The 12,377-nt window shown below is 64.6% G+C and carries 13 protein-coding genes and 1 tRNA gene; 8 read left to right on the forward strand and 6 right to left on the reverse strand.

Annotation, left to right across the window (positions count from 1 at the left end; translation table 11 throughout):
* Positions 1-9 precede the first annotated feature (9 nt).
* A complete protein-coding gene (locus EHV23_RS06415; protein ID WP_238990306.1) occupies positions 10-681 on the forward strand; it encodes an NUDIX domain-containing protein in 672 nt (223 codons plus the stop codon).
* Between the two features lie 39 nt (positions 682-720).
* Here the strand turns inward: EHV23_RS06415 and EHV23_RS06420 are convergent, their stop codons facing one another.
* Positions 721-1,914 (reverse strand): glycosyltransferase family 9 protein, encoded by a 1,194-nt coding sequence (locus EHV23_RS06420; protein WP_158615860.1) that lies wholly within the window; start codon positions 1,912-1,914, stop codon positions 721-723.
* Between the two features lie 235 nt (positions 1,915-2,149).
* On the opposite strand from EHV23_RS06420, the gene EHV23_RS06425 reads away from it, so the two are divergent.
* Together EHV23_RS06425 and EHV23_RS06430 are read left to right on the forward strand one after the other, a co-directional pair.
* Positions 2,150-2,237, forward strand: a tRNA-Ser gene (locus tag EHV23_RS06425).
* Positions 2,210-2,530, forward strand: coding sequence for a hypothetical protein (locus EHV23_RS06430; protein WP_125095200.1), 321 nt, complete (start codon positions 2,210-2,212; stop codon positions 2,528-2,530). Before EHV23_RS06425 ends, EHV23_RS06430 begins: the two co-directional genes overlap by 28 nt.
* A 164-nt stretch (positions 2,531-2,694) precedes the next feature.
* Here EHV23_RS06430 and EHV23_RS06435 read toward each other — a convergent pair whose 3' ends face one another.
* Complete coding sequence (locus EHV23_RS06435) at positions 2,695-3,024, reverse strand: BrnA antitoxin family protein (RefSeq protein WP_420813034.1); 330 nt, start codon at positions 3,022-3,024, stop codon at positions 2,695-2,697.
* A gap of 568 nt (positions 3,025-3,592) precedes the next feature.
* Here EHV23_RS06435 and EHV23_RS06440 point away from each other — a divergent pair.
* Positions 3,593-4,549, forward strand: a complete 957-nt coding sequence (locus EHV23_RS06440; RefSeq protein WP_158615861.1) for an NYN domain-containing protein — start codon at positions 3,593-3,595, stop codon at positions 4,547-4,549.
* 387 nt (positions 4,550-4,936) lie between these two features.
* Here the strand turns inward: EHV23_RS06440 and EHV23_RS06445 are convergent, their stop codons facing one another.
* The gene (locus EHV23_RS06445) at positions 4,937-5,419 is read right to left on the reverse strand and encodes an Hsp20 family protein (protein ID WP_125095203.1); all 483 of its coding nucleotides are present in this window, start codon (positions 5,417-5,419) and stop codon (positions 4,937-4,939) included.
* A 175-nt stretch (positions 5,420-5,594) separates the two neighbouring features.
* Positions 5,595-6,062 (reverse strand): hypothetical protein, encoded by a 468-nt coding sequence (locus EHV23_RS06450; RefSeq protein ID WP_125095204.1) that lies wholly within the window; start codon positions 6,060-6,062, stop codon positions 5,595-5,597.
* Between the two features lie 452 nt (positions 6,063-6,514).
* Here EHV23_RS06450 and EHV23_RS06455 point away from each other — a divergent pair, with 452 nt between their 5' ends.
* Both EHV23_RS06455 and EHV23_RS06460 read left to right on the forward strand, forming a co-directional pair.
* A complete protein-coding gene (locus EHV23_RS06455) occupies positions 6,515-6,904 on the forward strand; it encodes a thioredoxin family protein (protein ID WP_125095205.1) in 390 nt (129 codons plus the stop codon).
* Positions 6,901-9,237 carry an AsmA family protein gene (locus tag EHV23_RS06460; protein WP_125095206.1) on the forward strand — a complete coding sequence of 779 codons (2,337 nt, stop codon included), beginning with the start codon at positions 6,901-6,903 and terminating at the stop codon, positions 9,235-9,237. Before EHV23_RS06455 ends, EHV23_RS06460 begins: the two co-directional genes overlap by 4 nt.
* A 242-nt stretch (positions 9,238-9,479) precedes the next feature.
* Here the strand turns inward: EHV23_RS06460 and EHV23_RS06465 are convergent, their stop codons facing one another.
* Together EHV23_RS06465 and EHV23_RS06470 are read right to left on the reverse strand one after the other, a co-directional pair.
* Positions 9,480-10,205 carry a Crp/Fnr family transcriptional regulator gene (locus EHV23_RS06465; RefSeq protein ID WP_125095207.1) on the reverse strand — a complete coding sequence of 242 codons (726 nt, stop codon included), beginning with the start codon at positions 10,203-10,205 and terminating at the stop codon, positions 9,480-9,482.
* A 149-nt stretch (positions 10,206-10,354) separates the two neighbouring features.
* Entirely contained in the window at positions 10,355-10,882 is a 528-nt protein-coding gene (locus EHV23_RS06470; protein WP_125095208.1) for a disulfide bond formation protein B, read from the reverse strand.
* A 159-nt stretch (positions 10,883-11,041) separates the two neighbouring features.
* Between EHV23_RS06470 and EHV23_RS06475 the strand changes: the two genes are divergently transcribed.
* Positions 11,042-11,227, forward strand: coding sequence for a hypothetical protein (locus tag EHV23_RS06475; RefSeq protein ID WP_005672504.1), 186 nt, complete (start codon positions 11,042-11,044; stop codon positions 11,225-11,227).
* An 87-nt stretch (positions 11,228-11,314) separates the two neighbouring features.
* Positions 11,315-12,349 (forward strand): lipopolysaccharide heptosyltransferase I, encoded by a 1,035-nt coding sequence (gene waaC / locus EHV23_RS06480; RefSeq protein ID WP_125095209.1) that lies wholly within the window; start codon positions 11,315-11,317, stop codon positions 12,347-12,349.
* Positions 12,350-12,377 lie beyond the last annotated feature (28 nt).

Below are 12,377 nucleotides of genomic sequence, written 5' to 3' on the forward strand. Positions count from 1 at the left end.
ATGGAAACCATGATGTCCCAGCCAGAAAACACGCCTTTCATCACCCAGCCGGTGCTGGATGTCACCAGCAGCATTCCCGATCACATCGACCCCGCCGTCGCCCGTACGCATCCGGGCCTGGCCGAAACCACCCTGAAACGTGAGCTGGTCTATCAGGGACGCTTTCTGAAGGTGCGGCGCGACACCGCCCGCATGCCCGACGGCAGCACCAACACCCGGGAGTTCGTCATGCACCCGGGGGCGGCCGCCATGGTGCCGCTGGACAGCGAGGGCAGGGTGCTCATCGAGCGGCAGTTCCGCTACGGCCCCGGCAACGTCTACATCGAGATTCCGGCCGGCAAGAAGGATCCGGGCGAAGACAGCTTCACCACCGCCCGTCGCGAGCTGATCGAGGAAACCGGCTACCGGGCGCACAGCTGGGCGCATCTCACCCGCATCCACCCCGCCATCGGCTTTGCCGACGAGGTGATGGACATCTACCTGGCGCGCGACCTCGAAAAGGTCGAACGCTCGCTGGATGCGGGCGAGTTCGTCGAAACCGAATGGGTCACGCTCGGCTGGCTGGTGGACGAACTGCGTGCCCACCGCCTGCTGGATGTGAAAACCCAGATCGCCGTGCACTGGCTGCAGGACTTCACCGAAGGGCGCCTGCCGTGGCCGGCGTTCGACCTGAAGGGGTAGAGCGGTCCACCGTGTCTGGTACCCGCAGGTATCAGGCCATCAGGTGGCGTTTGCTCCCGCGCGCAGCGACAGCCGATCCCACGCCTGCGTCACCTCTGCCACCGTGATGGCCGTCATGTCCGGCCGGCCCTCACGGAACGCCTGCAGCACATGTACGGGTGTACAGCCCCCACGCGGCCGGATTTCCACCGGATCGGCCACCCCGAACAGCACCACCAGTGGGCAGCCCACGGCCGCTGCCGTATGACCCGGCCCCGTGTCCACCGTGACCATGCCGGCTGCGCGTGCCTGCAGGGCCAGCAGACGCGGAATGGGCAGCTCCGTGGCCACATTGAAGGCACTGGGCACACCGGCCCGTTGCAGCAGCTCGTCATTCAGGTCTGCCTCGGGCGGTGCCCCCACCAGCAGAATCACCGCCTCCGGGTGCCTCCCGGCCAGCATGCGGATCACCGCGGCCCAGTTTTCTTCGGGCCACCACTTGGTGTTGGTGCTCATCCGGCGGCGCACACCCGTACGCATGGTGCGCCGGTTGCCCGCCTGCACCAGAATCAGCGGTCTGCCCAGCCACTGGTGGCTACCCAGCCAGTCTTTCACATCGGCCTGCATGGCGGGAGAAATGTGCAGGGTGGGATCCTGCATGGCCTGGGAAATATGCTCATCCTGCGCTGAGCCAGCTTCATGTACGCCACGGGCGTGTTCCCCGTCGGGTGGCTGGGAATTGGGCTGGGAGTCGGACTGGGACGTCAACCCCGCCGTGCGGGTTTGGGAACGGAATGCCGTCCACGCCGCAAACCTTTCTGGCATCTGCAACGCCACACGCTGGTGGAAATCCACCAGATGCTCACCATCACGCATGCCCACCGCCCGGGCGCGCACCACGCAGTCATCACCCAGACCTGCGCGGGCCAGCAGGGGCAGCAGCTTCTCATCGAAGTCGCAGTACCACACCGGGCGTGGTCCCCGTGCACGCAGTCCTGCCAGCAGCGCGCGTTTCTCGGCGCTCAGCCACCAGGGCAGCTTGCGCTTCTTCAGCAGAAAGATCTCTCCCACACCGGGCTGGCCCTCGTAAAGCGGACGCACCCAGCCGCCGGCCGACAGAATGTCCACGGGGGCGCCGAAGCGCTCGCTCAGCAGCCGGATCATCGGCTGGACCAGCACCAGGTCGCCCATGGCGCCGAAGCGCACCAGGAGCGGGCGGGGAGGGGAAGAAGCGGCGGATCTCGGTTCTGTCATGGGGGCGCGGGATGGGAGTGGCGCTGATGCAGATGGCGCATCAACCCGTGGACGTTGTGATGATAGCGCCTGCCTGTGTCGATCAGGCCGGCTTCGGGTAGAATGGCCGCTTCGCCAGTGGCGTACCCTGCCTGCAGGGTACGCCCCGTGCACCATCGCCGGGCCCGTCGCGCATGTGCCGACATCCTCGAGGCCCGAGGGTTTGCGGACCATCCTCGGTCCGGCAAAACCATCCGGAAGCGTGGGGGAGTGGTTTAACCCAGCGGACTTGAAATCCGCCGACCGGCAACGGTCCGTGAGTTCGAATCTCACCGCTTCCGCCAGTTTTCTGGCAGTTACATCCGCTCAGCCAGCAGGAAAAATTCGCCAGGAGCGTGACGCAGGACCTCGTTCGATAGCGCCAGCGATTGTCGGCCGTGCCGAGGTTCCTGATCATGGCGGCGATTCCAAAAGGAGCCCCGCCATGCCATCAAGTTTTCGGTTCCGCGAACCAGAGATTCTTGCTATTGAAAGAGAAATCCGGAGGCAGGAACGCAAGGAATCTCGCGAGCAGCTCTGCGATGCCATCGTCTGGATCGGCCTGACCATTCTGTTCTGGACCTTCCTTCTGTACTGATGGGCTGCTTTGCTCGACCCGCTCTGTGGCCACGAGCGATGTCCCTTCAATCCTGAGTGCCGGATGCCGTCCGGCGCGGGGCAGGGAAGTAGTCCACTCGGACCGGGGAGGCCCACCGGCACCGGGGTTTGGACTGGTGCAGGGAGAACTGCCTCTGCGGAGCGTCAGGCAGATATCGCCTCGGCCTTCGGCTGACGCGCCGTCTCGTCCTTCTGCTCGCGGACCATGGCCTCGCGCAGGATGGCGTTGAGCCGGCTCTGGTAGCCACTGCCACCGCTCTTGAGCCAGTGCAGCACATCCTTGTCGACACGGATGGTGATCTGTGTCTTGAGCGGGCGGAAGAATTTCCCCGGAATGGCGTTGCGCCAGCCTTCGGCATCCAGCTCCGGGGCCTCGCCCAGATCGATCTCGCTGTCCGGGCGCTCAGCCATGGCGCGCAGTTCGGCCGCGCGCTCGGGAGAGATGGGGGGAAGGTCAGCCAAAGTTTTGCGCACGATAGTCATCGTATTCCCTCTTTTCTGTACGAGTTGCCCGGTGGGCACTGATTCACGACAGACCAGCCCACCCCCATCTGTCGCTTTCGTGCCGACACCTGCCCCCAAACACCCCCGTCCATCCCTCAAGTGCCCTGCCTGCCACTCACTTCCCTGTGTCCGCTTGACATGGATCAGCCTGCCCCGTTGGCAACGCGGTATTTTCCCCACTGGATATGACAGTGACCCGTTGCCGGTGGCCTGCATGGCAGGGGCGGGGTTGCGGTCCAGCATCCAGCAGACTGTGTTCATGATGCAACAGTCGTGGTCACTCCTGCTTCGGCGGGGCGGGTTCCTGGGGTACGTCTGCCGCGCCGGGAGGAGTGACCAGACCGGTTGCCGCTGGCGTCCCGTTACGGGAACGCCGCGGTGGCCACGGTTGTCCCTGGCCAGGGGCCCGATCGAGTCGGGAACCGTCAGGTTATACTGAATCATTTAACAGGTCGGATGCCGGTGCAGGCCCAACCCGCTCCAGCTGCCCATCGGGGGGCGGCACTGGTTAATTACTTTCTTAATGGAATCTCTCGACATGGATCGTTTTGTTGTCATGGTGGATGCTGGCTATCTGCTGCATCAGTCGGCAGAAATCGTCAGCGAGCGCGCCTCGACCAAAAGACACCACCTTGAAGTGATGAATCCGGCAGCGCTGATCAACCTGCTGCTGGAAAAGACACGCACCGCACTGGGCCTGACCACCCGCGAGCTGCTGCGCGTCTACTGGTACGACGGTGTCATGGCCAGCGGCCTGTCACCGCAGCAGCGGGCCATTGCCGAGCTGCCCGATGTGCATTTTCGCTCCGGTATCGTCAATGCGGCCGGCCAGCAGCGTGGCGTCGATTCGCTCATCGTCACCGATCTGATCGAGCTGGCCAGCAACGGCGCAATTTCCGATGCTGCCCTGGTTACCGGTGATGGCGACTTCGCCATCGGTATCGAAATGGCCCAGAAAAAGGGTGTGCGTATCGCCGTCATCGGTGTCGAGGATACCGAGCTGGGTGTCTCGCACCGCCAGAGCTTCGAAATCACCAGCCGGGCCGACCGGGTGGCCCGTCTGGGTGTGTACGATCTCTCCGCCGTCATGCGCTATGTGCCGCCGGCCGTGCCACCCGGCGGGGGCGATTACGAATACAGCCAGCCGGCCTCCTATGCCAGCGGGCTGGTCAATACCGCCGTGGGCGCAACGCCGGCTGCCGGGGGCTATCAGGCATCGTCGTCGGCCTCGGGTTATCCGGGCCTGCGCAACGAGCACACGCCGCTGGACGACGAAAGCCGCCAGCAGATCATCGAGTCGGTCAAGGTGTTCGTCGAGGAGCAGGCTGGCCTGTGCTCCGAGGTCGATCCCACCAGCCGCCGCATCGATGCAGCGCTCGACCGTTTGCTCATCCACCACATCTATGCCGACCTGGGTCACGGCAAGCTCACCAACGCCGAAAAGAACTTCGCGCGTGACCGCCTGCGTGCCGAGCTGATCAACAACGGCGCCTGATGCCGGAATGGCCCGGCGTTGCTCTGCCGGGCGAGGTCGCCTGCCCTGTCTGTGCAGTGCGCCTCTTGTCTGCGGCGCCCCGGCTGCCGGCCGGGACCGGGGGGCGCGGGGACGAATGAGTGCCGAGGGCGAATGAGTCCATTGCCGAGGGCAAATGAGTCCATAAACGCGCTGACGGACCGCACTGACGGACGCAAAAAAGCCGGACCTTCACGGGATCCGGCTTTTTTGCGTCGTGTGCCGCTGGACTGACACCACCCGAACGGCCTGTGTGCCCCCCATTTTTGATCGAATCAGCAGCAGAACGATCAGCCAGTCATGGCGCAGACAGGGCCGCCAGCCCTGTCTGGTGTGACATTCAGGCCGTACGGGTGGGACCGGGCGGTATCAGGCGACTTTCGGTTCGGCCTGGTTTTCCAGCACTTCGGCCTGGGGCGCGGCAATGCTGGCGCTGTCGCGAATGTCGATGCGGCGCGGCTTCATGGCTTCCGGAATTTCCCGCACCAGGTCGATGTCGAGCAGGCCATTGTTGAGCGAGGCGCCCGTCACGCGGACGTGCTCGGCCAGCTGGAAGCGGTGCGAGAAATCGCGCGCAGCAATGCCGCGATGCAGGTAGGTGGGCTGGTTTTCCTGCGGACGCTTGCGACCGGTCACCTTCAGGCCGTCCTGTTCGACCTCGATCTCGATTTCCGAGCGGTCGAAACCGGCCACGGCCATCGTGATGCGGTAGGCGTTCTCGCCGGCAATCTCGATGTTGTAGGGGGGGTAGCTTGGCTGCGAGTCGTTGCGCATCGAATTGTTCAGCATGCGGGCCAGACGGTCGAAGCCAATGGCGGAGCGGTACAGCGGAGCAAAATCAAACTGGTTCATGGTTTTCTATCCTCGAAGTTCAAGCGATGAGATTCACGGGCCCGGCGTTTCGGCGCCCGTGCTTCGAAGATAGGGATGGCCGGTGGCGTTTCAAGGCCCCCGGTGGCCCTCCAGATAAAAAAAACCGCCGTCCGTTCCGGAAGGAACGCCGGCGGTCGGGCAGGGCAGTGGCGGCTCAGTGCAGCGGCCCGCCCCGGGTGACCAGAAAACGCTCGATCATCATCCGGGCGCCCTCGTAGCCCGGGTGACGGGCAAAGAAGTGCACGTCCAGCCAGTGCAGGTGGCTGTTGAGTTCATCGGCCGATGCGATGCTGAGCTGCTCCAGGTACTCCTCGAAGTATTCGCGGGCGATGTCGTACCAGCGGTCTTCGTTGAGCCGGCTGGCCGCGCCGGTGCCGGCGCAGGCCGTGGCATAGGCCTCATCGATGACGGCGGCGGACCGCTCGGCAAAGGTGGTGAAGGTCAGCAGCGTCGCGAAGGTTTCGGCCTCGCGTCCCGGCTCGATCGGGCCCACGAAGGCCAGGCGGCTGCCATCGACATCTACAGGGGGGGTCAGAAACTGTTTGGCCTCCATGAGCGGGATCGCCGTGTATGCAATCCCATGATCATCCGTGCCGCGGGCGAAGTTGTCTGTCGAATCCATCACGTTTCGTGCAGTGGCGCCGGGCGTCTTTGTTGCCGATCTGTGGCGGCGGCGCATCATCGGGCCGTTCGGGCGGCTGGCGCGGCAGGATGGGCGCGCGGCAGTGCTGTCGGCGCTGTCCTGCCTGGCAAGGGGGCCAGCCCTGCCTGTGCGGTGTTCTGTGACCAGCCCTCGTTCCGCTCCATGACAGGAGTGACCCGGCCAGCCCTGCCTGCGCAGTGCCCTGTCGGCACACGGCTGGAGCCAGCACGGAAACGAATGCGCCCATGGCACGCGCCCATGGCACGCGCCTGTGGTCTGCACAGGGACGGGGCGCCCATAACACGGTCAATGACACGCTCTATAATCCCGGGCAGTGTCCGTCCGGCCTTCCCACTTCCCACGTATCCAGCCGGCATGGCACCATTCATCCATGGCTTGCGTCTTTCTCCTCCCGGGCTCTGTCGCGCTGCATGTCCGATTCCCCTGATCTGATCCACCGTCCGGCCGGTACGGTTCGCATGGTGGTGAGCTGCCTGTGTGCAGACTGGTGTGGAACCTGTCGTGACTACCGCGCCGTGCTGGCCGGGGAGGCCAGCCGTCATTCCGACAGCGCCTTCGTCTGGCTGGATGTGGAAGACGATGCCGACCTGGTGGGTGACCTCGACGTGGAAACCTTTCCCACGCTGCTGGTCACCGCCGGGGATGAAGTGCTGTTCTACGGGGCCGTGCTGCCCGGGGCCGAGCACCTGCACCGCCTGCTGGCGGTCCTGCAGGCGCAGGGGCAGCAGCCGGTGCCGGTGGATGAGGGGGTGTTCACGCTTGCCGGGCGTCTGAATTCACTGATTGGAGTCCAGTCATGATCAAGAAGTTGTCGATCGCCGTTGGCGTACTGTTGGGCCTTGTGGTCGTGGCAGCCATTGCGGTCAGTTTTGTCGATGTCAACTATTTCAAGCCGCAGATTGCCGGCTTCGTGGCCGACCGCTACAAACGCACGCTGACCTTCGAAGGGGATCTCAAGCTGACGCTGTTCCCCAGCGTGGGGGTGTCGCTGCCGGTGGTTCGCCTGTCCGAGCCCAACCAGCCCGAGCAGAATGCGGCCAGCCTGAACGCGGCCCGGGTCAGTGTGGCACTGCTGCCGCTGCTCAAGGGTGATGTGCAGGCCGACTCCATCACTGTCGATGGTCTGCAGGCCAAGGTGGTGCGCAACGCCGACGGCACCCTCAGCATCGATGACCTGCTGGGGGCCGGTACGGCCAAAACCACACCCGAAGCCGACAAGCAGCCCGAAACCGCCTCGAATGGCAAGATCCCGGCCTTTCACATCAACGGCGTGACGCTCAAGAACGCACGCGTCACCTTCGATGACCGTCAGGCGGCCCAGACCTACACGCTGGAACGGGTCAACCTCGAAACCGGTCCGCTGGCCAATGTCGTCCAGACGCCGGTGTCACTGCAGCTCGGCTTTGGCGCCAGCTCGCCCGAGGCCCGGGGGGATTTCAACCTCAGCGGCCAGCTCTCCATCGATCTGGACGAGGGGCAGTACGGTTTCAGCGATTTCAGTGCCGGCCTGAAGGGGGCCATCGACACGCTGCAGGTGCAGCAGTTCGCGCTCAAGCTCAAGGGCTTTACCTTCAATCCGCAGGGGCCGGTCATCGACGTGAACGAGCTGGCCATGGATGCCCAGGGCCGCATGGGGGTCGACAGCTTCCGCACCACGGTGGCGGCGCCGCGTCTGGCCATTGCCAGCGACAAGGCATCGGGTGACACCGTGCAGGCCAAAGTGAGCCTGGGCGACAAGGAATGGCTGGCGGCCGCGCTGACGCTGGCCGGGGTCGGTGGTACCGCCGATGACCTGAAGATCAACAGTCTGGGACTGGATGCCACGCTGAAGCAGGACGGCCGTACCGTGGCCGCCAAACTGGCCACGCCGGTGCAGGCCAGCCTGGCCAATGGCCGTTACGCACTCAGCAAACTGGATGGTCAGGTCAACATCGAGGATCCGTCCGTGTCCAAGGCCGCCTCCTCGCTGAAGCTGGGTGGCTCGGTGTCGGCCGACATCAAGAAGGAAACGGCCATGGCCAACCTGACGGCCCTGCTCGACAAGGCCAACATGGCACTGAAGGCCGGCGTCAACGGCTTCAAGACGCCGAAGATCAACGTCGAGCTGGATGCCGACGAGATCAACGTCGATCAGCTGTTCCCGGCCCCCAAAACCACCACGGCTGCCGCCGAGCCGGCACCGGCCAGCACGGCTGAAACCCCGGTGGACCTGTCGGCCCTGAAGGGTTTGACGCTGGATGCCCGCGTGGGTATCGGCCACCTGATCGCCCGTGGTCTGGAAGCGCGTCAGATCAAGGCCAATGCGAAGATCGCCAACGGCCAGCTGACTGCCTCGCCGATCAGCGCGGCGCTCTACGGTGGTCGCCTCAACGGCAGCGCCACGGCTGCCACCGGCTCCTCGCCGGCGGCCAACAAGATCACGCTCAAGACCGATTTCTCGGGCATCTCCATCGAGCCGCTGCTCAAGGCCGTGGCCAACCAGGACATGCTGGAAGGGACCGGCAACCTGAACGTGGCCGTCAACACCGGCGGCGGTACCGTGGAGGCCATGAAACGCTCGCTGGGCGGCAACGTGGCACTCAACCTCAAGAATGGTGCGCTGAAGGGCATCAACCTGGGCGAGAAGCTGCGTGAAGCGAAGAACATGTTCAAGGCCAACACCGGCACGCAGAACCAGGCTGCCGACAAGAGCCAGAAGACCGACTTTACCGAGATGTCGGTGAGCTTCCAGCTGGCCAACGGCGTGGCACGCAGCAATGACCTGTCGCTGAAGTCGCCGCTGATCCGCGTGGGTGGTGATGGCGCCATCGACATCGGCCGCAGCGTCCTCGACTACACGGTGCGTGCCTCGGTGGTGGGAACCAGCAGCGGCCAGGGCGGTCGTGACCTCTCCGAGCTGCATGGTGTCACCATTCCGGTTCACCTGACCGGTACCTTCGATGCACCCGCCTGGCAGATCGACTGGTCGGCCGCAGCCAAGGACGCCCTGAAGTCCAAGGTGGGCAATGAACTCAAGGGCAAGGTCGACGACAAGCTGAAGCAGCAGCTCGACAAGAGCGGCCTGTCCGACAAGCTCAACGACAAGGTCGATACCAAAAAGGCCAAGGATGCGCTGAAGGGCCTGTTCAAGTGAGGACGGCCCAGGCGCTCAGGGGAGGGGTCGGGGGCGCCTTCCCCCTGCCCGGCGCTTTCCGACCTTCTCCGTGAGGCGTGCCTCTAGGGTGAGGCAGGAAAGCCTGTCGTCGCCCCATGAAAAAGCCGGCATCTGCCGGCTTTTTCATGGCGATGAATGAGTCCACCACACATGCCAGGGACATGCAGGACGGTGCAACGCTGGCCCGCCCCCGGGTGCCGGTAGCTGGCGCGGAGAGAAACTCAGAACGGCCGTGCCTTGCCCTCGGCCATGCGCTCCAGCGGCTCGGCCTCGCACAGCTGCCACTTGCGGCGCGAGCCGGTGATCCACCCCCGGCTCTGCCAGTCGGCCAGCAGGCGGTTGAGGGTTTCGGGGCGGATACCAAGCTGGGCGGCCACGTGGCGCTGGCTTTGCGGAAAGCTCAGCTCGTCGCCCTGCTGTTTGCGCAGCGAAATGAAATACGCCGCCAGCCGCTGCTGGGCGGTGCTGCTGGTCAGCCACTCCACCTCGTTCACGCGGTGATAGAGCCGAAGGCTGAAGCGCTGCAGCAGCCGCATGGCCAGTGGGGGGTGATTTTCGCAGGTGGCGCGCAGTGCAGCGCCCGAGAGCCTCCAGATGGTCAGCGGCCCGCTGCTGGCCCGCGAACTCATCGGGTAGCGGCCATGCTGCATGAACATGGCGGCATCGGCCACCAGCGACCCGGGTCCGAACGACTGGAACACGTGTTCGTCACCCTCCTGGCTGAAGCGCACCATTTCCAGCTGGCCCGTGACGATCAGCAGATAGTGGGTGGCGCTGTCGCCCTCGTGAAAGGCCGTTTCACCCGCGCCCAGCGATTGCGCCCATGCACCTTCCGCAAGCCGCGCCAGCACCTCTGGCGGCAGCCCCGCAAACAGCGGATACTGCGCCAGCAGCTCGATGAGCGGTGCGTGCGAAGTGGGCTGGGAATGGGGAGGAATCGGGATCATGGAGAAGGAGGCAAGGGAAACCGCCTGAAAGGGGACCACATGAGGGGGGAGGGAGCCACATTTTGCCATGCTCCTGCCGCAGGTTTCGTGAATGAATCCGGCATTTGGCCTTTTTCGTGGGCAGAAGCGTGCCGCTGTGAGCTGGCGTGTCAGACGCCCTGTTGTGCCGTACCGCCCCTGATCAGCTTCACGAAATCCAGCCCGTTGATGGCCATCAGCAGAATGGCCAGGGCCGCGCTCCACAGGGAATAGGGTACACCCAGCATGCCCACATTGGCCTCGGCGCAGTTGGCGCGGGGTTCGAACACCTCGGGCAGCCAGTCCGAAAGCCCGGAGGCCATCAGGAATTTGTCGGCTGCCGTGACCATGCAGGAACCGTCGGCTGCCGCCACGAAATTCTGGTACAGCGCCACACAGAGCGCCGATGCTGCCGTCAGCCCGACCAGCTGGTTGAACAGCAGCGCCAGGGCACGTCCGCCCCCACCCTGGCCGGACGGCACGCACCCCAGCAGCGCCAGGGCGCCCGCCAGAAGGTACAGGATACGCTGCGCGATGCACCACGGGCACGGCTGCATGTCAAGCACATGCTGCGTGAAAAGTGCCACGGCCACACTGCCCCAGGAGAAAAGGACGATCGCGAGGGACAGACGGCGGTGTGTTATACTATTAAATCTCATCGTGTTTCAAGAAGTGCTGAAAGCAGGGCGGGCTTGCAGTTTAGACCGTTTTTGGGGTGCCGTTTTCAATGGCATCTTCGCTTGACGCATGAGGCACGCCTTTCATTCTTAGCTTAACGGGACTGAGGGATGAAATCGACTCGTAAACCTAATTCAGCCATGACCGCACATCACCACAGTGCCATCGTCACGGCACGGCACGCAGCCCGTATGCGCGCCGGTCGCGTCGAATCGCGGCCGGAAGATTATGCGGACATCGCCGTCACCGAGCAGGCCAAGCGTCTGCGCGAGGCGCGTCGGGCCATCGAAGAGCGTAACATGCTCCGCGAACTGGGTCTGAGCTGATCTGTTCTACACAGACACATTATTTGCTTTTATTGACGCGCCGCACCGGTTTTCTCGGTTGCGGCGTTTCAGTTTCTGCGTCTGCCCATGCCGAGAATCCTGATCGTCAAGATGTCCTCCATGGGGGATGTCGTCCACGCCCAGCCGCTGGCCACCGATCTGAAGGCCCATTGTCCGGATGCCCAGATCGACTGGGTGGTCGAATCGGCCTTCTCGGCACTGCCCGCCCTCAATCCGGCCGTGCACGAGGTCATTCCCATCTCGTGGCGGCGCTGGCGCAAGTCACTGGGCAAGGCCGATACACGCAAGGCGCTGGGCGATTTTCTGCGCACACTGCAGACTCGCCGCTACGACTGGATTCTCGACTGCCAGGGGCTCATCAAGAGTGCGGCCGTCGTGCGTCTGGCACACCTCCAGGCTGGCGGCCATCGTGTGGGGCCCGACCGCGCTTCTGCACGTGAACCGCTCGCCGCACTGGCCTACGACCAGAAGGTCGACGTACCGCGTGACTGGCACGTCGTACGCCGCAACCGGGCCATCGGAGCGGCGGCGCTGGGCTATGGCATCGACACGCCGGCCCGCTTCGGCCTCTCGGTTGCGCCCTTGACGCCGCAGGAGGCCCCCTGGCTGCCCGGGGGGCGCCCGCTGGCCCTGCTGGTCACCGGTGCCAGCCGCGACGCCAAGCTCTGGCCGGAAGACCAGTGGGTCGAGGTGGCCGTGCACCTGCAGCGGGCCGGGCTGGATCTGGTCTGGTTCTGGGGCTCGCCTGCCGAAGAGGCAAGGGCCAGACGGCTGGCCGAGGCTTCGGCCCGCGTAGCGGGCGATCATGCCACCCGGCAGATCCTGCCTCCCTTCCTGTCGGTGCACGATGCGGCACGGGTCATCGGCATGGCGCGCATCGTCGTGGGGCTCGATACCGGCTTTACCCATCTGGCCGGTGCGCTCGGCCGTCCCACGGTCGGCATCTTTGCCGACTTCGACGCCGTCCAGTGCGCCGTATCCGGCGACAGCTTCTGCGCCAGCTTTGGCGGTGTGGGGGTCATTCCCACCACCGCCGATGTGCTGGGTGCCGTCGACCAGGGCCTGAAGGCCAAGCCGGTCGACGGGTTACCCGTCACCTGATGCTTCGGTCCTTTTTCATCTGGTTATC

The sequence above is a fragment of the Lautropia dentalis genome (assembly GCF_003892345.1).
GTDB lineage: Bacteria > Pseudomonadota > Gammaproteobacteria > Burkholderiales > Burkholderiaceae_E > Lautropia > Lautropia dentalis.

What these genes read in the sequence shown, in the direction of transcription:
- EHV23_RS06415 (WP_238990306.1), top strand. Translation starts at nt 10, where the DNA reads ATGATGTCCCAGCCAGAAAACACGCCTTTCATCACCCAGCCGGTGCTG.
- waaC (WP_125095209.1), top strand. Translation starts at nt 11,315, where the DNA reads ATGCCGAGAATCCTGATCGTCAAGATGTCCTCCATGGGGGATGTCGTC.
- EHV23_RS06465 (WP_125095207.1), bottom strand. Translation starts at nt 10,205, where the DNA reads ATGATCCCGATTCCTCCCCATTCCCAGCCCACTTCGCACGCACCGCTC.
- EHV23_RS06440 (WP_158615861.1), top strand. Translation starts at nt 3,593, where the DNA reads ATGGATCGTTTTGTTGTCATGGTGGATGCTGGCTATCTGCTGCATCAG.
- EHV23_RS06420 (WP_158615860.1), bottom strand. Translation starts at nt 1,914, where the DNA reads ATGACAGAACCGAGATCCGCCGCTTCTTCCCCTCCCCGCCCGCTCCTG.
- EHV23_RS06445 (WP_125095203.1), bottom strand. Translation starts at nt 5,419, where the DNA reads ATGAACCAGTTTGATTTTGCTCCGCTGTACCGCTCCGCCATTGGCTTC.
- EHV23_RS06470 (WP_125095208.1), bottom strand. Translation starts at nt 10,882, where the DNA reads ATGAGATTTAATAGTATAACACACCGCCGTCTGTCCCTCGCGATCGTC.
- EHV23_RS06460 (WP_125095206.1), top strand. Translation starts at nt 6,901, where the DNA reads ATGATCAAGAAGTTGTCGATCGCCGTTGGCGTACTGTTGGGCCTTGTG.
- EHV23_RS06475 (WP_005672504.1), top strand. Translation starts at nt 11,042, where the DNA reads ATGACCGCACATCACCACAGTGCCATCGTCACGGCACGGCACGCAGCC.
- EHV23_RS06450 (WP_125095204.1), bottom strand. Translation starts at nt 6,062, where the DNA reads ATGGATTCGACAGACAACTTCGCCCGCGGCACGGATGATCATGGGATT.
- EHV23_RS06455 (WP_125095205.1), top strand. Translation starts at nt 6,515, where the DNA reads ATGTCCGATTCCCCTGATCTGATCCACCGTCCGGCCGGTACGGTTCGC.